Here is a 20,577-nt window from a genome sequence, read left to right on the forward strand (position 1 = left end):
GTGGAGCTGATCGACAGCCACACCCACCTCGACTTCGAGGACTTCGACGCTGATCGCGACGAGGTGCTCAGGCACAGCCGCCAGCTCGGCGTGCGGCGCATGGTGGTGCTGGGGGTGTACCAGCGCAATTGGCAGCGGTTGTGGGACCTGGTGCAACAGGACCCGGACCTGCATGGGGCCTTCGGCCTGCACCCGGTGTATCTGGATGAACATCGTCCCGCAGACCTGATCGAATTGGGCGACTGGCTGAGCCGCCTCAAGGGCCATCGCCAGGTTTGCGCCGTGGGGGAAATCGGTCTCGATTACTTTCTCGAGCACCTGGACCGCGAGCGTCAGCAAATATTGTTTGAAACGCAATTGCAGTTGGCCGTGGACTTCCAACTGCCGGCGCTGCTGCATGTGCGCCGCAGCCACGCGGCCGTGATCGCCACCCTCAAGCGCATCCGCCTGGCACGGGGCGGGATCATCCATGCCTTCGCCGGCAGCCGCGAAGAAGCCCGCGAATACATCAAGCTGGGGTTCAAGCTGGGCCTGGGCGGCGCGCCGACCTGGCCCCAGGCCTTGCGCATGCACAAGGTCATCGCCCAACTGCCGCTGGATTCGGTGGTGCTGGAAACCGACTCGCCAGACATGGCCCCCGCCATGTACCCCGGCCAACGCAATAGCCCGCAGCACCTGCCGGCAATCTGCGGCGCCCTGGCCGAACTGATGGGCATCAGCCCTTCAGCGTTGGCCGAAGCGAGCACCCGCAACGCTTGCGAACTGTTCAACTGGCCGCTCGATAGCGGGGTTGACCGCCTGTAGCGTCAGGGTCATGCGATGCCGGTGGCGAGCATGACGCAGGGTCAAGAAGTGAATCAGGATCGCCACCAGCGACACGTTCAATTGCCCGACCTTGCTGATCAAGCCGACCCACTCCACCACCAGGGCCACCAACAAGGCCACGCTGGTCAGCACCAGCATGCTCGGGCGCAGCAAGGCCAGGTTGTCCAGAGACTTCAACTGGCGCAGTTGCCTGGGGCAATTGAGCTGTAGGACTTTGTGACAATACGGACAATCAAAGGGCTCGTTGAGAGCAATGGCATTGAGCTGCCAGGGCTTGAGGCCGAAGGTGATGTCGCAATGGGCGCAATGCCCTTTCACGCCTGGGGTTGTCGCGGTCATGGCCCTGCCTCCCGGAAGCGCTGGATGGGGTGTGAAACAAATTCTCACCCAATCGCACTACAAAAAAAGCTCACACGGGAAAACAGGACATGCACTACATCACCAACAAACAATACCTACAGACATAACTCACACGCGAAATGCGCCGATCAGCTTTTTCAGCTCAATCACCTGCAGGGACAATTGCCGGCTGGCCTCTTCGGTCTGGTGCGCGCCTTGGGCTGCGTGCTCGCCAGCCCGATTGATCTCGACAATGTTCTGGTCGATGTCGTGGGCCACCGCCGTCTGCTGCTCCACCGCCGCCGCGATTTGCTGGTTCTGATCGACGATCATGCCTACCGCACCGAGGATGTTTTCCAGGGCCAGCTGGACTTTTTCCGACTGACCAACCGTACCACTGGCCATTTTATGGCTGCTGCCCATGGCCTTCACCGCTGCGCTGACGCCCTGGTGCAGCTTGGCGATCATCTGCTCGATTTCTTCGGTGGAGTGCTGGGTGCGTCGGGCCAGGGTGCGGACCTCGTCGGCCACCACCGCAAACCCGCGCCCCTGCTCACCGGCCCGTGCCGCCTCGATGGCCGCGTTCAAGGCCAGCAGGTTGGTTTGCTCGGCAATGCTCTTGATCACTTCCAGCACGCTGCTGATGGATTGGCTGTCGATGGCCAGTTGATTGATCACCAGCACTGACTGATCGATCTCCGATGCCAGCAGCGCGATGCTGCCTTGCTGGGATTGCACCAGGCCACGCCCGCTGAGGGTCTCATCGTTGACGCTGTGGGCACTGCTGACAGCCGCTGCCGCACTGCGTGCCACTTCGTGGGCGGTTGCCGACATCTGGTTCATGGCCGTCGCCACCTGCTCGATCTGGCTGCGCTGGCCCGACACCGCCTGGTTGCTGCGCGCCGACACCGATTCCACTTGCCCGGCCTGATGCTCGACTTCATGGACGGTCTGCCCTACCCGTTCGATCAGGTCGTGGATTTTCGCCACGGTGCCGTTGAACACTTCGCCCAACTCCCCCAGTTCATCGCGGCTCTGGGACTTGAAGCTGACGGTCATGTCCCCGGCAGCGACCTTATCCATCATCGCGCCCAGGCGGCGCAGGGTGGTGCGCGTCGAGGCGTAGAAGCCGCCGTACAGATAGAAAATCAACAGGAACACCGCCGCCAGCGCCGCGACCAGCAGCACCATGTGCGTGCGGTTCTGGGCCAGGCGCTGTTGCAGCTGCTGGTCGAGGAAGGACAGGGTCGCGTCGTCCAATTGATAGGTCTTGGCCATCAAGGCCGTCACGTCGTCATAGAAGGTCTGCCATGGCGCCTCCAGGGTTTCGGCCATCACCACCTGCTCTTCAAACAGTTCGCTGCCCTGCTTGAGGCTGGCCTGGCTGGCTTGGGCCAAGGCATCCAGGGAGCCATGGGCGGCCTTGCTGGAGCCGAGGGCGTCCTGCACTTTCAAGCCGTATTCAGCCTGGAGCTTTTCCAATTGCTGCAGCAGTTCGTCAAAGCGCGTACTGGACGAGGAGTTGAGAAAACCCTGGCCCAGGGAGTACGCGCCCATGGCCCGGCCCTCGCCCAGGGCCTGGGTGACTTGCGGGGTGACGCTGGTCACCAGGTCGCTGAGTTGGCGCACATCGCTCTGCACATCACGGCTCAACCCCGACTGGCTGGCAATGATCTGGCTGAACATCTGTGCCTTGTTGAGCAACTTGCCGATCAACGCACTTTTGCTCAACAGTGAAGACTCGGTTTGCTGGCCCTTGAACGCCGCAATCATTTCATCGCGCTTGCTTTCGAACACTGCGACCTGCTCCGGATAGGCCGTCATCGCCTGGAAGCCTTGCAGGCGTTCAAGTACGCGCTGCTCCAATGCCGTGATGCGGCTTTCGATATCCCCCGCCTTGCCTGCCTGGCCGAGGGTGGCGTTGATCTGTACCTGATTGTTCAGGGTTTCCAGGTCGCGGCGCAGGATCAGGCTGCTGCCCAGCAGGTCCAGGCTCTGCAACTCCACCTGCGTGCCCTGGAACTCACGCCAGGAGTCGCGCACCAGGTAATAGTTGGTCACCAGCATCGGCAGGAAAAACAGCACGCTGATCAGGCTGAACTTCATGCCGAAGCTCAGACGATTCATCAACGCAATGGCGGGATAGAGCAAGCTCTTCACAGATGAACTCCCTTTTCTTTTATTTTTATTGAAGGCGCAGGGCAGCGGCAGAAAGCCACTATTGGGCGCGCTGTCTGTATAGCTTAAATCGGCGGGGAGTTTTGTAACTTAAGGTTAACGCGATCGGTGGGGCTTGGCGGCGGGCCGATTTTTGAAGCCACAACAGACTCTATGTGGGAGGGCTTGTGTGGGAGCGGGCTTGCCCGCGATAGCGGTGTGTCAGTACCAGATTTTTTGACGGCTACGCCGCATCGCGAGCAAGCCCGCTCCCACACAAACCCGCTCCCACAAGGTATTTTTCAGGGCAAGACGGTCCAGATCGCAAACCCGGCGTACCACAACACGGCAGCGCGCAGCAGCAGTTCCCACAACCGGTCCAGGCTGTTGATACCTTCGGCACCGACCACCGGCGCAGGAATTTCGCCGGCCACCAGGCCGACCTTTTCCACCAGTTGCGCTGCGCTGATATCCCAGCTCAGCAGCTCATGCAGCATCACCCGGCTGACCGCGACAAAGTTGCCGACCAGGGCAAAACTTGCCGCCAGCAACCGCACCGGCAACCAGTCGAAGGCATGGCGCAATTGCCCGGCGCGCTCGACCACCAGCGGGTTTTGCCCGTGTTCGGTAGCCAGTGCCAGCAAGCGGTAGGCCAGGACGACCACCGGGCCAAGGAGGAAGTACCAGAAAATCACCGCGAAAAAGCTCTGGTAGGCCTGCCACAGCAAATGGCCCTGGACCCGCTCCAGCAGTTGCTCGCCGCTGTCGGCGCCAATGGCCAGGTCGCGCTCGGCAACGTGTTCAGCCGCTTGCAGGTCACCCCGGCGCCAGGCATCACGAAAAGGCCCCAACTGGCCCAGCAGGTCACCACGGCCCAGGCTGTAGATCACCACCAGCAGGTGCACCGGCAGTGCCAGCAAACCATAGGCCACCGGCTCCAGGACCAGCAGCAACAGCCCCAGCAGCGCGACTGGCAGCAATACCAGCAACACCAGGATCAGCCAGGGTTGCGTGCCCAGCCGCGCGCTCGACTCAAGCCGGGCCAGTTCGCGCAGCCAAAGGCCATCGCGTTGTACCCGCGAACGCAAGGCCGAGAACTTCTCGATCCATACCGCCAGCACCAACACCAGGAAACTCATTGTGCATGTCCTCCTTCCTGCAAGGCGCCGCGAAAACGCGCCCAATCAAAAGCCGGTCCAGGATCGGTCTTGCGTCCTGGGGCGATGTCACTATGACCGCAAATGCGCTGGAGCGTGATGCCCGGGTAGGCGGCCAGCAATTGGCGACTCAGTTCGATCAAGGATTGGTACTGAGCGTCGGTAAAGGGCTGGTCGTCGGTCCCTTCAAGCTCGATCCCCAGGGAAAAGTCGTTGCAGGTCTCGCGCCCCTCGAAACAGGAGACGCCGGCATGCCAGGCACGGTCCTGGCAGGAGACAAACTGCGTCACGGCGCCGTCGCGCTCAATCAGAAAGTGCGCAGAAACCCGTAGGTCGGCAATACCTGCAAAGTAGGGATGTTCCGTGACATCCAGGCGATTCTGGAAGAACTCCTGCACTTTGCCCGTGGCGAACTGGGCCGGTGGCAAGCTGATGTTATGCACCACCAACAGGGAAATCTCGCCGCCCGGGCGTTCATTGAAGTTGGGCGACGGGCAATGGGCAATGCCCTGGCACCAACCGCTGGTGGGGTCCAACTGCATACAGGTTCCTTGCGCAAGACGTGGGAGCGTCCAGTATGCCGTGATCCGCCGGGTGGTTGCGATCACTTGGCGCGATTGAGTTGCCGCAGATTGCCAATCACCGACGCCAGCGCGCGGTCGAACAGCAGTGCATCATCGAGGGTACGCACCCCGCCACGCTTGAACTCCAGGGCCAGTTCAGTGCAGGTTTTCTCCAGCACCTTGAGGCCTGTGCGATTGACAAATATATAGCTGTTGGCGGGCGCGATAATCGCTGTCAGCTTGCAGCGCAGGGTGTTTTCCTCATCTTCGCGAAATTCGACCCAACTGCCGATGCGCAGTTGTCGGACCTTGAGCAGATCGGGATCGTCCTCCGCCAGGCTGACCGTCTGCCCTGGCGCCCCAGCCGCCGCGTCCTCGCGCACTTGGACCAGTGTCACGCCGGGCAGCGCCGCCCCCTGGAACGCCTGGGTATGCAGGGCCTGCAACTGGACAAAAAACTCCCGGGTGACAAACGAATCAAACGCCGCCTCGCTCAACCCTTCACGCAGGGCCTTGAGCAACGCGGGCAACTGTTCCAGCAGGCGGTGGCCAGCCTCGGTGTCTTCACTCAGGCCGACACTCCAGATCAATTCGTCCATGGCCCGCAACCGCGCCTGCCATTGCGGCGAGTGTTGCCCGTGCTTGAGGCATTCGAGCAACAAGACCTGGCTCCACGCCTGTTGCAGGAACTGCACCACGAACTGCGGCAAGACCTTGCCCAGCAAGCGTTGGCTAACCGCATCGGCGACCCGTTGCCGGGCCTGCTCGGTGCGGGCGCGCCCTTCTTCGGCGTCGCGGGTGCGCTGTTCGAGCAACTCACTGCGGCGGCGCTCGTCCTGGGTGTATGCGGTGAACTCCTGCAGCAGCACGGAGAAAATCGCCGGGTCGTCGACAAAATCATTCAACAGGCACTGCACCACCTGCTCAATGCGCACGTACAGGCTGTCACGCTGATAGTCGTCACGCTTGCCCCAGCCCATGGCGGCGGTCCCGATTTCATTGAGCAAGCGCCGCGCCGGGTGGCTGCCACGGCTGAAAAAACTCTTGTCCAGCACGGCCACTTTCAACATCGGAATCTGTAGGCGCGCGATCAACGCCTTGAGGGAATCGGGCAGGGTGCGGTCGTCGAGGATGAATTCGAACAACATGGCGATCAGGTTGATCACATCCTCGTCGGCATCTTCCACTACCCGCGACTTGCCACTCTTGACGCTGACCCGGGTGAGCAGTTCTTCCAATTGGCGGCGCAGGTCGAAATCGTCCTCGACCGCAGGTTCCGGCACATACTGCTGCAGGTGAGACAGCAGGCGCAGCAGGTCACGGGTAGAAATCGGCTGGGCCTGGGCGCTGGCCTCCAGGGTCGGGGCCACACTGCCGCGCACGGTCAGCAGCAGTTCTTGCAGAGCCGCGAAGACTTGTTGCTCGGCCTCATCGGCCTGCGGGTCGGCAGCAGGGGCCGCTTCGACCGGCGGGCGGGCCCTGCTGGCACGCTCGCCGGCACGCCGCGAAGGGACGGCCTTGAGTTCGGGCAGCACGCCGGTGGCGACCAGCAACTGATTGGCCTCGCCGTAGAGCAGGTCGGCATCGCTGAGCACGTACTTTTCAAACAGTTTCAAAATGATCAGCTTGACCCGGATCTCCACCCCCAGGCTGCGCCCGGCCCGCAGGAAGTACTCGCAGAGCATCGCCGGGCCCAGGGGGTTTTCCCGATCGTCGAGGCGCTTGCCCAGCAGCGCACCGAGGCGGGCGGTCAGTTGCCCAAGGGCCAGGCCATCACGGTGCATGACCTTGTCGAGCATGGCCTCCAGGGCCACGGCTTTTTCCAGGTCATCGGCGCACGCGCCGGGCACTGCTTCGTAGGAAACCGTCGGCAACAGCAACTCGCCTTGCCCGGCCTGCCCCAGGTTGGCGAATGCGTCGAAGAATTGCTCCATGAACACGCGCTCGAAGTTCTTGCGCTTGAGGCGCAGGTCGCGCATGGCTTCAAAGAAAATATTGTGGTCGGCGTTGTTGCGGGCCTTGTCGGCCATTTCGAACAGGGTGTCGTCGGCGTTATCGAACAGTTCCTGCAAACCCCGGTCGAGTTGCTGGGTGGCCTTGTCACGCACCTGGAGCACGATCACAGGCAGGCGGGCGAGCGGCGACGGCATCGCTTGTGCGGCGATCTTGTTGATCGGCACCACCTTTGCGTCATTGTGCATGCTGGCCTCCTGGAACGACGGGGTTCGGTTTTGTGAGCGCTCGCGCGGCAACCGCCAATGGAATACCGGCGGGAGCGCGATTATCTGTAGATCACCGAGACGTCAAAGCTATGACGCCAATTGCAAGGCGCGAGATTATCTTGCAAATAGCCCCTGTAGCGCCAGCAAACTCTGTAGGTGCTTTGTAATCAGGCAGGTTATGCCGGCATACCTTGGGTTCGGCGCTGCCATGCCCCTATAATCGGGGCACTTTGTATGTGGAGCCCGCTATGCCGAATCTACGCCTCGCCGACCTTACCGCCGAAATCGAAGCCAACGTGCGCCGCGCACTGCTGGAAGACATCGGCAGCGGCGATATCACCGCGCAATTGATCCCGGCCGAACGGCTGGCCAAGGCCACGATCATCACCCGGGATACTGCCGTGATCAGTGGCACCGCCTGGGTCGATGCCGTGTTCCGCCAGTTGGACCCGCGGGTTGCCGTGCATTGGCAGGTGCGCGACGGTGAACGCGTCAGCCCCAATCAGGCGCTGTTCCACCTCGAAGGCCCCGCCCGCTCATTGCTGACCGGTGAGCGCAGTGCGCTGAATTTCCTGCAACTGTTGTCGGGCGTGGCCACGCGCGCGCAGTACCTGGCGGACTTTGTCGCCAGCACCCAGGTCAAGCTGCTGGACACCCGCAAGACCCTGCCGGGCCTGCGTCTGGCGCAAAAATACGCAGTGACCTGCGGCGGTTGCCACAATCATCGCATCGGCCTGTATGACGCGTTCCTGATCAAGGAAAACCATATCGCCGCCTGCGGTGGCATTGCCCAGGCCATAGCTGCCGCCCACAAGATCGCCCCGGGCAAGCCGGTGGAAGTCGAAGTGGAAAGCCTGGAAGAGTTACGCGAAGCCCTGGCGGCGGGCGCCGATATCATCATGCTGGATGAGTTGAGCCTGGACGACATGCGCGAAGCCGTACGCTTGAACGGCGGCAAGGCCAAGCTGGAAGCCAGCGGCGGGATCAATGAAAGCACCTTGCTGCCCATTGCCGAGACCGGCGTGGACTACATCTCCATCGGGGCGATGACCAAGGATGTGAAGGCAGTGGATTTGTCGATGCGGCTCAGTATCTGACACCGTCATCGCCAGCAAGCCGGCTCCTACACAATTGTGCGACACCTGTAGGAACCGGCTTGCCGGCGATAATAGCGTTTAAACCACCAGATTGTTCATCTCGCAGTACTCTTCCCACTCGACACCCAGCACCTCGGCCGCCTCTTTGTGCAAGGCCAGGCGCGCCGCTTCGAATTCTTCCGCTGTGGTCGTGTACTTGAGGGTCAGTTCCCAAGGCTGGAAGCCCTGGCTCTCGGCCTCGTCCTCGAATGCCCACTGGATCTGGTCGCGCTGGTCATCGGCGTTCAGTTCCTTGATCTCTTCCTTAAGCTGCGGCGATTCCTCGAGATATTTCTTGAGGGCTTCTGCGTGCCGCACTTCCTGGGTCATTGCTGTCGTGGTCATGTCGTTCTCTTAGATCGAGGAATGGGGATGCATCTGGGTCATCAAGGTTGCGCAGATACAAAAGAACGGGCACGAATACCGGTTCATCTGGCCTTCAGAACCATTCTGGGATCATCTGAAAACTGTGGTGCCTTTTTGCCCGAGACAGGAAGCGCATTTAGCGAAAATTCTCCAGTGTTTGCTGGCTGCCCCTGTCAATCTCTGCTCACGCTGTACTAGCCAGTGTACTTTTGTGGTCGTGCTGGGCGATCTCCAGCCAGGCCACCAATCGATCATAAGTCAGTCAGTCGGCCAAGCATAGACCATGCGACAACAGGGGCATCAACCCTGACACCGCCGACGTTCGCTTGTAGAATGAACCTCATCTTGACGGACCAATTAAAGCCACATGAAAGGTAATTAAATGATAACTAAAATCATGCTGTTCGCCTCAAAGGTAGTTGGAATATACGAAAAAATATTCGGCGGTATCGAAAATTACTACCGGGAAGACTTTGAAGAATCAAAGGGGCCTAGAAATTTTTCACGATTCCCGGGCGGCGAATACGAAAACAAAGAGCTTGAAGCGGAATGGAAGAATTTCCGCGACGCCAGAAGCCAAGAAGATTCTTGCATTTGAAAACGGAAGATTTAAATCCCGGCCCAGTAATCAGTGTGGACCGGGATATTATCTCCTGTGTTTATGCGTCCTCTAGCGCTGAAATCCTAGCCTCAAGGCCGGCCGCCATAAAGAACAGCAAACCCTGCTCGCGAAAGCTGTAGAGGTCCCCCGCTTTTCTCGTTTGCTCTGTCCATGTCTCTTTTACCGTTTCTATCCATGCTTCCTTGTCATCTGTCGCAGGGTGTTCAACTGTCTCGGCTGGATGATCAGTAAACTCGTCGCCCCACACGTCATGGCAGATGAACCCATAACGCATTGCATCCAGGCCGTTGCTTGCGAATATCTCAATAGCTCGCTGCACTGTCATGCTTACATGGAGGCGAGCGCCATCAGCCCCTTTATCACTGATAGATTCCAGAAACTGCCAAATACCTATTTCCTTCACCAGTTCTTTCGCGGCTTTAATTTCGGAGACCGATAACTTCCTTACTTCTGTTTTTTTACGGGCATCGGAAACAACTTGCGGAGCGGTTCCGAAGTAGCCACCAGACCAATACCGGTCAGAGTCACCAAGCAACTGAGTGTTAGCCGATCCTGGGCGTACAGTCCCCCCGTTTGCCCCACTTAGAATTTCGAGTCGAGGTAGGGCATTGGCGTAGAACGATATAGCCGCATCAGCTTGAGAGCCAAAAAATACGGATGTTGGCGAGGATTCGATAAACGCTGTTGCGCTGCCAACGCCTGGGCTAGTGGCCTCAAAAATGCTACCTGGCAGCCCCATTTTCCCTAATTTAAGGGCCCCCACCATAATGCTAGGAGCGTCCCCAGCAAAGAAAAGGTTAAGGGACTCTTTCCCTGGGACCTTGGCTTGATCCGTACGGAGCACCACGGAAGAGTCCGCGACAGACATTTGCCGCACATTGATTGCAGCTTCAGAGGCACAGGTCCCTCCGGCACTATCAGGCTGCCGAAGTCCAGTCACATCTATGTGAACTCGGGATGCAATATGCCCAGTTCCGTACTGGGTTGGTCGGTAGATAGCCCCGTAGAAAGCCTGGATACTCCCTGTACCCTCGTAGCTGTTCCTGTCCTGAAAAGTGAACATGTGATCTTGTGCGTTACTACCGCGCAGAATAGTTGTTCCGTCGAATGTTCCATATCCGCCGTAGTCAGTTACGCCGTCAATCACGGTCCTATCAGCAAATGCATGGCAGTCAGTCAAGCCTTCTACGGTCCTGCCCACCACGATTGCATCACGCTGCGCACCGCCGGAAAGCTCTTCATCCCCGGCAATTATGTAAGGCGCACGAACACGCTTATTTTGGTCAATGCTGAGAAGCCCTGCTTTGGCCGTATTGAACGCTGCATCACTAGGATAATTTATCCTATCAACTAGATTTTTATCATCAGTCAGTGTGGCCACAGTTTTTGTATGAAGCTGGTCCAAACTCTGAAGGTTATCGGTTCTTAACGTACTCATGGGTTCAGCTCTCCATCAGCGATAGTCCAGAATGAACCATCAGAAACTGTTACTACTTGACCAGCTGCAACCGACATAACAGGGCCGAATGACCACGCGTTTTTGTTGGGAGGGATCGTTACACTGCTCTGGACAATTTGTCCGTGCCAAGAAATCTCTGAGAACGGAGATGCGACAGGGGGTATTGAGCCGCTCATTTGAGCTTGCAGGTTTGCATCTGCTGCGGCTCGAGCGGCGGCCTCTATAGATACCGCACGATCAACTGAATTTCTTGTCGCGGCGTCCTGCTGCTCTACTGGGTCGTGCAGGTCCCTGATCCCATTGCCATTCGCTCGGTACCATCCCGCCCCGTCAACATCAAACATTCCAAGGCGTAGCGATCTGGACGCCCAGCCGTACAGCTGCTTGAGCGCCTGCCAGATCCGGTCGAAGTCCCGGTTCAACGTTTCTGCGAGCAAGTCGCCATTTTCCTGGTAGTCGGTGAGGCGCTGGAAAGGCACGTCAAGCAGCAGGTACAAATCCCCCAGCGGGGGAGTCGTAAAGGTCAGGGTGCTGGTAGGGTTGCCGATCCCGGTGTGGGTATACCCGGAGGTCATCAAAACGTCGTTGAGATAGACATTCAGGTCGCCGGCCTCAATCACCAGGAACGGGACGGTGTAGATGGTGGACACGCCATTCGCGGCGTAACGTTTATCGGTTGGTCCCGGTTGAACTGACATGCTCTGCCCCTTTGGTGGTGGCGGGCTAGTAGTCCACTTGAACCTCATGCACGCCCGCATCTGGGCGCCAATCGTCTCGCCGGGCCTCTGTCGGTTTCCCGACTATCCGGCCTATGCGGACTGGGGTTTGAGCGATAGCGCCAGCACCAGAGTCGATGAAGTCATCTTCCTGGGTGGTCAATGCTGGATTGAAGTCGCGCATCTGATCCCAGATCGTGCGCAGCACGTCGACGTGGGCCCACAGAAAACGGGCAGACAGGGGCGATTCGAAGCCGTCGAGGATTCGTTTCTGCTTGTTGGTGCTGGAGTGTTCTTCCCCTACCCCGCACCCGGTGCCCTTCAATGCTTGCTTGAGGATCGACGGGGCAAAGCCGCCCGGGCCGTTGGTCTCGATGATGACGCGGGGGATCTGGTGCTTGATGACCAGTTCGCGGATCTGGTGCACCTGCCCGCCAATGATCTTGTCGCGGGCGTCGAATTCGGCGATTTCACCGGTGAGGCCCACGGCCAGGTGCCAATACAACTGCCCGCGCGCATCGGTCAGGATCAGGGAGAAGGCCGAGGCGTCAGACTTGATCTTGCCCAGGGAGCAGTCCCAGTAAGCGACGGCGCCGACGATCTGCGTTGAGCCCAGGAACATGGCAGCCGCCCCGTTGGCATAACGCATGTTCGGCTGAACGTCGTACGGAATGATTCTGGCAGGGTCCAAGCGAACCTCCGTGACGGGTTTCGAGTGGAGCTGATACTGCGAATCCCATTCGTTGATCGTGCGGGTCTCGCGGCGCCGGGTTTCCAAGGTGGCCAGGTCGAAACGTTCCGGCCAAGCGCTGCCGGCGTAGCAGTCCACCAGGGTTCCGGGCGGCGTAAAGAAGGCGATACCGGTTTTCGTCTGCTGGTAATCCTTGCCCAGCACCAGCACACGGGCATGCTTGCCGATACCGGAGAACACCACGTCAGGCACGAACGGCACGTCATAAGCGCAGTGCTTGGCGTCCTCTATCCGGTGTTCCTGGGCGAACATGCGGATGGTCAGGCAATCGGCGCCCATACTCTCCAACTCGTCGTAGAGGCTGTCGTGGGTGTGCGGTGTGCCGATGTAGAGCTTGCTGCCCCCAGGCACCAGGATGTGCGTCTGCTCACCCAGGCGGTAGCGCAGCTTCTCCCGCGCCTCTGGGGTTTGGATGTTTCGCGGAACCTCGACGTCATCGTTCTGGCATTCATCCGCTCGAGCAGACGTGACGTTCGACAGGATGCCCTTGGCAAACATACTGGCGTTGCGGAAGTCGGAAGCGCCCTCGACCCACCATTGCTCTACCGTGCCCTGGTTGGGTGGCAGTAGATGGCGGGTCAACGGGTGATTGCGGATAACGTTCTGGGTGTCCCGGCTGGTTTTGTAGGCCGTGGGGTCAGATTCGGATTGGTGCAATATCCGGTCGGTCGGGTTCTTGTAGTACCGCCAGGCGTTGTAGATCGCCAGCAAGGTGGACTTGCCGAATCCCCGGAAGCAACGCAAAACGGCCAGAGACCCTTTAGCCTCCAGCCATATCAGCGCACGAACGTGGATATCGGGAACATCCCAGCGCATGCGCCGCGCCCACAGCATGAAGAAAACCAGCAGGCTGACTTTTTTATCGGGGTCAGTGGACATTCCCGGCCTTCTGCATCCGCTCGATGATGGCCTGGGCCTCACGTTCGGCGGCAGCCAGTTCACCGTCCAGCTCATCAACAGCGTGGCCAGCGTCCGGCGCCGGCTTCTGTCGGTTCATGATGCCGGCGATGTTCACCACCTTGAGCAGGAGCGTCATGGTGGCGGCGGCGTTCTTCTTGCACCAATACCGATTGCCCCGTTCTTCCTGGGTCAAGTCGGCCGGCAGCTTCTCGGCAGCGGGCCAGTTGTGCGGGTCCACCTCGGTGATGACTACTTCGCCAAGGCGCTCGCTGAGTGCTTGCAAACGGGTGATCTGATCGTCGCGCATTACTTCGCTCCTACAACTGCGCCCAGGTTCGGGGCGCGATCTGGTGTCGTGTCGCCTGGCTCCCACCAGAACGATTGCTTGAATTCCTTGCGGGCGCGTTGCTTCATCCGGCGCAGATACCCGGGCGAGAAGTAATCCTGCAGTTGGTTGAAGATCAGGTGATCGGTGGCGGCCTTCGTGTACCAGAGGTTTGCGCCGGGCAAGTGGCTCTTGGCCAAGCGCACTAGGTTCCCGCCGACCTGATCGCCCTTGCCCTCTGCCGCTGTGCCTTTCAACTTCAACAGCGCCTCGGCATCACCAGCGATGGGCCCCAGGAACGAAACAACCGCCGACGTACCGGCCTGCGTGGTGTCTGAGAACAGGAAGTCGCCGTACATGCCCAGCGATCCACCCTTGAGGAGCGCGGCCATACCGAAGCGCAGGCCCGGAACGCCTAGCGCGCCGTCGTCCAGGATGTTTTTCGGGTCGCGCCCGGCGACGATCTCGCCCAGCTGGATGGCCATGCCGCCCAATACCGTGGTGCTGGCCATCAATGCGGCCATGTACCCGGCCTTGCCCCACCCATCCTGGGCCATGGCTCGCTTGCCGTGGCGCATCATCATGGCAATGGAGAAGCTCTTGAACTGCCAGAACGAGCGCATCAGCTCGCCCTTGACGGTGCCGCGCTCGATGCCGCCGTGCATCAGGGTCTTTTCCCGGGCGCCTGGCTCGATGATCGCCATGTTGGTTTCGTCCAGGATGGTGCCAAGCAGCTTGGTGGCGGCCTGGTCCTTGAGGCGCTGCGGGGTTGTCTTGAGCTGCTTTGCCAGCGGCACCAGGTCGGCGTTCGGAATTCGATAGATGCTGTTGGCAGTCAGCACTGTATCGCCAACGCCGCGCCAGTCCTCTGGCTGGGCCAGGCGCCATACAGACCAGTCCGTCTCTGTTACGCCCTGCCCGATCAAGCGCTTGGCGTCTGCTGGGTCCATGGCCGCGAGCGTCTGGTGACGCCGGGACATATCGCCGATGGTGTCCAGCATGGTCGCGCCGAACGCCCGCTGTGATCCTGCTGTCAGGGCGTTCATTGCAGATACTTGCATGACCTTGCTGGCAGCGGTCTGGGAGTACTTCGACAGCTTGCCGGACACGGCCTCAGTGGTGCCCAGGCCGTCAGCGCCAAAGCGGTTCAGGCTGCCGATCAACTGATTGAGGCCCAGGCCCGCACGCTGGGCCATCCGGCGATCTGCGGCGCTGGCCGGGTTGAGCATGCGCAGCTCGTTGGCAAACACCTGCATCACCGGCATTCCGTTCATGGACGCGGTAAGGCCCAGGGTGCCCTGGTCGGTAATGGACGTGATGACAGCAGAGCCCAGGCGGCTGGCGACGTTCAGCGCGCGGTAGGTGTCGAAGCCGTTGGCCAGGGCGGCGGACACTGGCGGTTCGCGGGTGCCGGCCACTTCCTCATACAGTTGCTCGATCTTGCGGCGCTGCTTGGCTGTCTTGGTAAAGTCCTTTGGCTTGGCCGTGTCCATGGCCTTTTGGCCAGCATCCAGGAAGTAACGCATCTGGTTGTTGGGGTTTGGGCCCAGGGTTTCCACCAGGGCAATATCCCGCGATGCGCGGTCGATGTGGCCAATCAGCAGTTCCAGCAGGTTGCGCTCGCCATATGCCTTCTGGGCGGCGATGAAGCTCTCGGCGTCCTTGTAGTGGATCTGCCGCGACTCGCTCCCACGGTTGGCGCGCATGCCGTTCCCCGCCGCTTGGCCGGGCTCCATCTTGTTGGCGCCGCCCGTGGCCAGCGTGGTCCAGGCATGCCCAAGGAAGTCGGCCAGCTCGGCGTCATTCATCGGCGTACCGTCCTCCTTGAGGTATTTGCCACGGTTCGCCCACTTCACATGGTCGGCAACCCATGCGGCCTGGTCCTTGGCCACCTTCACCTGCGAGTGGTCGCGTGGCATCGACCAATCATCGAGCATGCCGATATCACCACCGGCACGGTTGAAGCGCTGACGCATCTGCTCGGCAACGTCCTTGAACTGCTTGGCGGCGGACTTGGCTACCGCGCTGCCGGAATCCTCGCCGTGCAGTTCGCGCACCAATGCCAGGTTGCCGGCCTCGTTCTGGAACAGCCCCAGAAACTTGCCCTTGGTCTGGTCGATCACCTCAAGCATGCGGCTCAGGGAGTCATCGCGGACGGCCCGCGCCGCTGACTCGATGGACTGGATGCCGCTCTTGCCATCGCTGGAGAAGGCCAGCAATCGATCAAGCCCTTCAAGGGGCTGATCGGGGAACCGCTTCATGTAGCTGTCAATGCGGTCATGGGCAAGGATGGTCAGCGCAACGCGCTTTTTCTTGAGGTCGGCCTCGCCCACCAGATCCTTTGCGGATTTGGTGGCTGCCTCGTTGAGTCGGTCAGCGGCAGACTTTGATTGCCAGGTGGGATCGGTCTGCGCCAATTGCTTCATGTTGCGGCGCACGCGGTTCTCGATGCCCTGGATTTCCTGCTGGTTGAGCGTGCGGCCTATGGCCTGGGTCACGGCTTGGATGCATTCGGGGCGCATGGGCTTGCTCCTGGTTGAATGGGAGCAAGCCTATGGGTCGGCGGTAGACGGTTTCCCGACTATTTAGAAGCCGCGTTGCAGGAAGCAAGCAGCAGCAGCGGCGAACCCTTTCGAGTCCTGTTGGGCCCTGGCGATATCCGCATCAGCACTGGCCATCAATTCCTTGGCCGATACGGTGATGGCGTTGCCGTCCTCATCCATAGCACCCGTGGAAATGCGCACGTCGTCCACGCGGGCCAGGATTTCATCGGCGACCTGAACAACTGGGTCAGCATCGGCGCTATCGCCGGCAGGCCGTGTTGCATCATTTGGCGTTGATGTTGCATTTTCTGGGTCAGATGTAACGGTTTTGGCCGTTTGTGTTGCATCTTTTCCGGGTTTTGTCGCATCAGTTGCAGATTTTGTCGCGGCGCGGGGCCGGCCAATGTCCAGTGGTTTGGCCTGCAATGTCGGCTCGGCCCGCTCGATATCGTCGAGAATCCGCGTGATTTCCTGGCGGGCGATCTGCGCCATGGTCAACTTGGTGTTGGCCTCGGCCACTCCGGCGGACAGCGGTTTCTTGTCGAAGCCCTTCACGATGGTGTCAGCGCGCTGGGTAATGCGGTCCTGGAAGCGCTGCGGGACTTCGCCACGGTCCAAGGCGTTCAGGTCTGCACGGGCTTGCTCGGCGCTACGGTTACCGCCCAATGATTCATTGAGCGAGGCCTGGCGGTCGGTTAGGTCCAGGCGTTCCGCCTCGATGGCTTGGCGTGCCGACTGCTCGGCCTGCTTGCGGCTCTGGCCCTGCTGCTGGAACTCTTTGGCGCGGGCCTTTAATGAGCCGTCCAGGGCTTCCAGGCTGCGGGCTACAGAGGACAGCTCGGCCTTGACGTCCTTGACGTTCGGCAAGATGCCGGCCGCCTCCTGCTCCAGCTCGACGCGCAGGGTTGGTTCCAAGTCCTGGCGGGCGGTGATCAGCGCCGAATCGCGGGACGGGGCAACTACCGAGGATTCCTCTGTGGTTCGCATGAACTGGGCACTGTGGATGCTATCGGGCAGTACCACCGGTTCCCCGCGGCTGATCTGGTCTATGGCCGTCCGGATGGCGTCTTGATGGGCCATCGCTGAGCGCGGGTTGATTGGCGCACCTGGTGCAGTGTCAATATCGGCATGCTGTGTGGTGCGCTCTGTCAGCGCGGCGTCAACCTGGGCGGTCGTGGGCCGGCGCATGCTGGCCCGGCCCAAGCCAAAGAACGCAGCACCCAGCACCGCGTCAGTAATCAGGGCTGTACCGTCCATGACTTTGTACTGTTCGGCCTGGGCGTGATACCCGTTACTGTCCAGCAGCGCAGCGGTGGCTCCCCGCCCGGCCATGCCCAGGCCAACGTTCGCTCCCACAGCTATACCCAGGTCGCCAATCAATGGTTTGACGAAACGGGCAGCCGGCAGCGCTGCGCCAATGCCCACGGTTGCGGCATCAATCAGACCCTTTTTCGTGGCGGTCTCTGGGTCCAGGCCTTCGGCAATGCCCACCTGCTTACCCGAGTAGCCGGCAGGTGCGCCAGCAGCGATAGCCGTACCAGCAGGGCCAGCCAGGACCGTGCCCACCACCGCGCGCGGCAGGACAGCGGCAGCTTCGCCCAGGATCTGCCCGACCATGCCCACTTCAGCAGGATCAGGACGGAGACGCATCACCTCGGCGGCGGTGCCCTGCCCCAGGGTTTCCTGGCTAGATTCCTCGGCGCTGGTGACATTGGGTGTCCCGCCGAACTTCGGTTCAGGCAACAGCATGCTGGCCGCCGTGTCGAGGCCGGTCTGCCAAAGCGAGCTGAACCCCGATTCAACAGCGGCGCCAGCTTCAAGCCCGCCACGCAACAGGCCGGGTCCGATGGTACTCAGTGCGCCAGTGAATGCCCCAGGCTGCAAACCCTCGGCAGTGCGCTCAAGCCGTTGATCCTGGCTCGCCGCCTCATTGTCTTCGACCATCCCGTCTAGCCAGCTCATTTGACGATCACCACCATTGGTTGCTGGGTGTCTGGGTCGATCTGTATCCGGCCCGCGTTCATCAGGTAATAGGAGCCCTCCTTGCCCGGTACCGGTGACAAAGGCATGTCCTCCAGTTGGCCGATAGGGATCTTGCTGTTCTTGGCCATGCCATCAATCTGCATGTCTACGGACTTGTTGAAGGCGTCGTCATCCATGCCATAGGGCTTGATGACCTTCGCCCCGGCGCGCTCGCTGACGCCGCCCGTGGCCATGTCAAACGCCGCCTGCGCGGTCTTGCTGTCGAGGTCGTCGCCGTCCTCGTATTGCAGGCCCTTAGATGTTGCCTTGCCGGCGTACAGCGACTTGAACGCCAGATAGGCCTGCTCCCGCTGTGGCGTGCCAGGCAGCAGTGAGCCGCCTGCACTTTCATCAAATGCCGCCCTGAACAAGTTTTCCTTGGGCATTGGCACGGACTTGTCGGCCAGCACCTTGGCGCCCGCCAGCAGGGTGCGGGGCACGTCGGTCCCGTCTGCACCCTTGAGCCCACGGAACTGAGCCATGCCCGCCAGGGTGACGATAGGGTCATCAGCCACCAGGGGCTTGATGGCGGCGGCATAGTCGGCGCCGGTTGGCGATGATGCAGCGATGGCGCCGAACAACTGCAGCTTGGTCCCGTCGTCGGCCTGCTTGATCAGCGAGGCAAGCATGACCTGTTCTTCTGGCTTGAACGGGTTGCGTGCCACCTCTGGCCCGTAGGACTTGCGCACGGAATTCACCACGTCGAAGCGTTCGGCGATCTGCTCGCCCAGCTTCTGCTGGCCTTCCTGGCTGGCAATGCCTGAAACGTCAAGCGGCGCCACATCGGCGCCGGTACGCATTGCGTTAAAGGTCAGCGGGTTCTCGCGCATCATCTTGGTGTTGTTATCTACGGCGGCCTGCAATCGGTTCAGGTTGGCTTGCTGGGCCACGCTGCCACCGTTGGCCTGCATCTGCTGGCGCTGCTTGTCAATGAGCTGCTGGGCGACTGCTGGCGGCTGGCGTAGCAGGCCCTGCACCTGGGTCATTTCCTGCATGCGGGTATTAAACTCGCCGGCAGCGGACGTGCCGGACAGTGCCGCCTTCCACCGCTGCTGGTCTGCTGGGGTTGGCGGAACGCCCGTGGATGCCTGGCGGTCCATCTGGGTCAGCACCCGCTCGGCCTTCATTTCCCGCATTTCTGCCTGGCGCTGCTGGTGTTCCTTCACCTGGAATATGCGCCCGCTGACGGTGTTCAACAGTTGGTTGCGCTTCTCCGGGTCCAGCTTCTTGGCGTAGAAACCGTCCTCGGCGGTCAAGTCATGCTCCAGCTTTTGCAGACTGCCGATGCTTTCGCGGGACTCAATAACGCGCTGTGTCGCGTGCGTAGTCCAGTTGCCGTCCTTGAATTCCTGCTTTTTGCTGGTCCAAGCCTCGCCGAATGCCAGGCGCCCAGCCACGTCGATATCCTCGGCGTCCATCCGGGCGTTGATCTGTTCGACGTTCGCCCCGGGCATGGCGGCATCTTTGCCCAACATATCCATGCGGGACGTCAGATCGCTTTGGGCAGACAGGATGCGGCCCTTTGCCGAAGCCGCGCGCACGCTCTCCAGGCCGCCAATCTGCATGCGCTTGACGGAGTTACCAATCTCGCCCATTTGCGCCTCGTCGAGGCCTGGCGTATCCAGCGGATCCAGCTTCGACACCGCCGCCTGGTAGGCTTCCTCTGACTTGTCATAGCTCAGTTGGCCGGTGCGGATCTGCTCATCCAATTCCGTGGCGATGGTCTTGATCTGCGATTCTCGGTCGATCAATGCGTTACTGGCCTTCACCCGGGCCAGGGCTTGATCCTCTTTGTTGATGTTGTCCAGAACGCCAAAGGCTGCATTCTGCACAGCGCTGGCAGCCTGCTGTGCAGCCTGGGCCTGGCCCCGGTTGTCCACGGTGATAACGCGGTTCTGCGCTGCATCAGGCAGAACGCGGGGTTGTGCAAAGTTACCCAGTGGGATCTGTGCCATTACTTGCTACCCCCAACGCCTGCAACGGTTCCATTTCTGCCGGCAGCCGATGCCTTCCAGGACATACCCGCGCTGGCGCCGGCATTAAGCACTGTGCCAATGGATTGCGAATTGGCTGCGCTGCGGGCCTGGTTGCCGGCCAAGCTGTAATTGCTCGCGTCGGTGTAGCCTCGGGCACGCTGGTTTTGCCCGTTGAAGATGGTTAACGCCGCGTCTTCTTCGGCATTACCGATGATTTCCTCGTTGATGTTGATCGCTGTCCCGGCGCCGGTCTCAACCCCGGAGGCCGCCAGGGAGGCATTCGCCTCGCTCGCCTGGTTGCGGGCCATCCTGCGGATGCGGTCGGCCTGCACCACGGCTGCGCTGGCCGCTACGTCTGCATCCTTCTGGGCCTGCTCTGACTGGGCGTCCGCGTTCAACTGGGCTTGCTTGCCAGACTGCTGGGTCGTGTACACCGAATACGCCGTGGCCGCTGCTACTGCCGCATAAGCGGCCATTCCCATCGCACCTACTGCCATG

The 20,577-nt window shown here is 60.6% G+C and carries 17 protein-coding genes; 3 read left to right on the forward strand and 14 right to left on the reverse strand.

All coding sequences use genetic code 11. The features are described 5' to 3' along the window. Window positions 1–804 carry a TatD family hydrolase gene (locus HBO05_RS07240; protein WP_172312149.1) on the forward strand — a complete coding sequence of 268 codons (804 nt, stop codon included), beginning with the start codon at window positions 1–3 and terminating at the stop codon, window positions 802–804. On the opposite strand, the gene HBO05_RS07245 is transcribed toward HBO05_RS07240, so the two are convergent. The 5 genes from HBO05_RS07245 to HBO05_RS07265 form a co-directional block, all read right to left on the reverse strand. Continuing rightward, a complete protein-coding gene (locus tag HBO05_RS07245; protein ID WP_169950995.1) occupies window positions 724–1,164 on the reverse strand; it encodes a hypothetical protein in 441 nt (146 codons plus the stop codon). The genes HBO05_RS07240 and HBO05_RS07245 overlap by 81 nt on opposite strands. Before the next feature lie 129 nt (window positions 1,165–1,293). Then, window positions 1,294–3,324 (reverse strand): methyl-accepting chemotaxis protein, encoded by a 2,031-nt coding sequence (locus HBO05_RS07250; protein ID WP_172312151.1) that lies wholly within the window; start codon window positions 3,322–3,324, stop codon window positions 1,294–1,296. Between the two features lie 299 nt (window positions 3,325–3,623). Beyond that, on the reverse strand, window positions 3,624–4,460 hold the full coding sequence (gene ampE / locus HBO05_RS07255; protein ID WP_170056712.1) for a regulatory signaling modulator protein AmpE: 837 nt from the start codon (window positions 4,458–4,460) through the stop codon (window positions 3,624–3,626). Beyond that, complete coding sequence (ampD, locus tag HBO05_RS07260) at window positions 4,457–5,020, reverse strand: 1,6-anhydro-N-acetylmuramyl-L-alanine amidase AmpD (RefSeq protein WP_169951005.1); 564 nt, start codon at window positions 5,018–5,020, stop codon at window positions 4,457–4,459. The genes ampE and ampD overlap by 4 nt, the downstream gene beginning before the upstream one ends. A gap of 62 nt (window positions 5,021–5,082) precedes the next feature. Continuing rightward, window positions 5,083–7,242: a DUF1631 domain-containing protein gene (locus tag HBO05_RS07265; protein WP_169951008.1), complete on the reverse strand. Its 2,160-nt coding sequence runs from the start codon at window positions 7,240–7,242 to the stop codon at window positions 5,083–5,085. A gap of 269 nt (window positions 7,243–7,511) precedes the next feature. Between HBO05_RS07265 and nadC the strand changes: the two genes are divergently transcribed. Further along, the gene (nadC, locus tag HBO05_RS07270; RefSeq protein ID WP_170041720.1) at window positions 7,512–8,360 is read left to right on the forward strand and encodes a carboxylating nicotinate-nucleotide diphosphorylase; all 849 of its coding nucleotides are present in this window, start codon (window positions 7,512–7,514) and stop codon (window positions 8,358–8,360) included. 78 nt (window positions 8,361–8,438) lie between these two features. Here nadC and HBO05_RS07275 read toward each other — a convergent pair whose 3' ends face one another. Continuing rightward, window positions 8,439–8,744, reverse strand: a complete 306-nt coding sequence (locus HBO05_RS07275; RefSeq protein WP_169951014.1) for a DUF6388 family protein — start codon at window positions 8,742–8,744, stop codon at window positions 8,439–8,441. 403 nt (window positions 8,745–9,147) lie between these two features. Here HBO05_RS07275 and HBO05_RS07280 point away from each other — a divergent pair, with 403 nt between their 5' ends. Further along, complete coding sequence (locus HBO05_RS07280; RefSeq protein ID WP_172312153.1) at window positions 9,148–9,363, forward strand: hypothetical protein; 216 nt, start codon at window positions 9,148–9,150, stop codon at window positions 9,361–9,363. A 61-nt stretch (window positions 9,364–9,424) separates the two neighbouring features. On the opposite strand, the gene HBO05_RS07285 is transcribed toward HBO05_RS07280, so the two are convergent. From HBO05_RS07285 to HBO05_RS07320, 8 genes are all read right to left on the reverse strand, one after another. After that, window positions 9,425–10,825, reverse strand: coding sequence for a tail fiber domain-containing protein (locus HBO05_RS07285; RefSeq protein ID WP_172312155.1), 1,401 nt, complete (start codon window positions 10,823–10,825; stop codon window positions 9,425–9,427). After that, complete coding sequence (locus HBO05_RS07290; RefSeq protein ID WP_172312157.1) at window positions 10,822–11,544, reverse strand: hypothetical protein; 723 nt, start codon at window positions 11,542–11,544, stop codon at window positions 10,822–10,824. Before HBO05_RS07290 ends, HBO05_RS07285 begins: the two co-directional genes overlap by 4 nt. Before the next feature lie 25 nt (window positions 11,545–11,569). Beyond that, window positions 11,570–13,192 (reverse strand): phage terminase large subunit, encoded by a 1,623-nt coding sequence (gene terL, locus HBO05_RS07295; RefSeq protein ID WP_172312159.1) that lies wholly within the window; start codon window positions 13,190–13,192, stop codon window positions 11,570–11,572. After that, complete coding sequence (locus HBO05_RS07300; RefSeq protein WP_172312161.1) at window positions 13,182–13,520, reverse strand: hypothetical protein; 339 nt, start codon at window positions 13,518–13,520, stop codon at window positions 13,182–13,184. Before HBO05_RS07300 ends, terL begins: the two co-directional genes overlap by 11 nt. After that, a complete protein-coding gene (locus HBO05_RS07305; RefSeq protein WP_172312163.1) occupies window positions 13,520–16,060 on the reverse strand; it encodes a hypothetical protein in 2,541 nt (846 codons plus the stop codon). The genes HBO05_RS07300 and HBO05_RS07305 overlap by 1 nt, the downstream gene beginning before the upstream one ends. A gap of 63 nt (window positions 16,061–16,123) precedes the next feature. Then, the gene (locus tag HBO05_RS07310) at window positions 16,124–18,043 is read right to left on the reverse strand and encodes a hypothetical protein (RefSeq protein ID WP_172312165.1); all 1,920 of its coding nucleotides are present in this window, start codon (window positions 18,041–18,043) and stop codon (window positions 16,124–16,126) included. Further along, complete coding sequence (locus tag HBO05_RS07315; protein WP_172312167.1) at window positions 18,040–20,058, reverse strand: hypothetical protein; 2,019 nt, start codon at window positions 20,056–20,058, stop codon at window positions 18,040–18,042. Before HBO05_RS07315 ends, HBO05_RS07310 begins: the two co-directional genes overlap by 4 nt. After that, a complete protein-coding gene (locus tag HBO05_RS07320) occupies window positions 20,058–20,576 on the reverse strand; it encodes a hypothetical protein (protein WP_262381382.1) in 519 nt (172 codons plus the stop codon). Before HBO05_RS07320 ends, HBO05_RS07315 begins: the two co-directional genes overlap by 1 nt. Window position 20,577 lies beyond the last annotated feature (1 nt).

It is taken from the genome of Pseudomonas sp. WS 5079, from assembly GCF_012985465.1.
Taxonomy (GTDB): Bacteria; Pseudomonadota; Gammaproteobacteria; order Pseudomonadales; family Pseudomonadaceae; genus Aquipseudomonas.

What these genes read in the sequence shown, in the direction of transcription:
- HBO05_RS07245 (WP_169950995.1), bottom strand. Translation starts at nt 1,164, where the DNA reads ATGACCGCGACAACCCCAGGCGTGAAAGGGCATTGCGCCCATTGCGAC.
- ampE (WP_170056712.1), bottom strand. Translation starts at nt 4,460, where the DNA reads ATGAGTTTCCTGGTGTTGGTGCTGGCGGTATGGATCGAGAAGTTCTCG.
- ampD (WP_169951005.1), bottom strand. Translation starts at nt 5,020, where the DNA reads ATGCAGTTGGACCCCACCAGCGGTTGGTGCCAGGGCATTGCCCATTGC.
- HBO05_RS07265 (WP_169951008.1), bottom strand. Translation starts at nt 7,242, where the DNA reads ATGCACAATGACGCAAAGGTGGTGCCGATCAACAAGATCGCCGCACAA.
- nadC (WP_170041720.1), top strand. Translation starts at nt 7,512, where the DNA reads ATGCCGAATCTACGCCTCGCCGACCTTACCGCCGAAATCGAAGCCAAC.
- HBO05_RS07275 (WP_169951014.1), bottom strand. Translation starts at nt 8,744, where the DNA reads ATGACCACGACAGCAATGACCCAGGAAGTGCGGCACGCAGAAGCCCTC.
- HBO05_RS07280 (WP_172312153.1), top strand. Translation starts at nt 9,148, where the DNA reads ATGATAACTAAAATCATGCTGTTCGCCTCAAAGGTAGTTGGAATATAC.
- HBO05_RS07285 (WP_172312155.1), bottom strand. Translation starts at nt 10,825, where the DNA reads ATGAGTACGTTAAGAACCGATAACCTTCAGAGTTTGGACCAGCTTCAT.
- HBO05_RS07290 (WP_172312157.1), bottom strand. Translation starts at nt 11,544, where the DNA reads ATGTCAGTTCAACCGGGACCAACCGATAAACGTTACGCCGCGAATGGC.
- terL (WP_172312159.1), bottom strand. Translation starts at nt 13,192, where the DNA reads ATGTCCACTGACCCCGATAAAAAAGTCAGCCTGCTGGTTTTCTTCATG.
- HBO05_RS07300 (WP_172312161.1), bottom strand. Translation starts at nt 13,520, where the DNA reads ATGCGCGACGATCAGATCACCCGTTTGCAAGCACTCAGCGAGCGCCTT.
- HBO05_RS07305 (WP_172312163.1), bottom strand. Translation starts at nt 16,060, where the DNA reads ATGCGCCCCGAATGCATCCAAGCCGTGACCCAGGCCATAGGCCGCACG.
- HBO05_RS07310 (WP_172312165.1), bottom strand. Translation starts at nt 18,043, where the DNA reads ATGAGCTGGCTAGACGGGATGGTCGAAGACAATGAGGCGGCGAGCCAG.
- HBO05_RS07315 (WP_172312167.1), bottom strand. Translation starts at nt 20,058, where the DNA reads ATGGCACAGATCCCACTGGGTAACTTTGCACAACCCCGCGTTCTGCCT.
- HBO05_RS07320 (WP_262381382.1), bottom strand. Translation starts at nt 20,576, where the DNA reads ATGGCAGTAGGTGCGATGGGAATGGCCGCTTATGCGGCAGTAGCAGCG.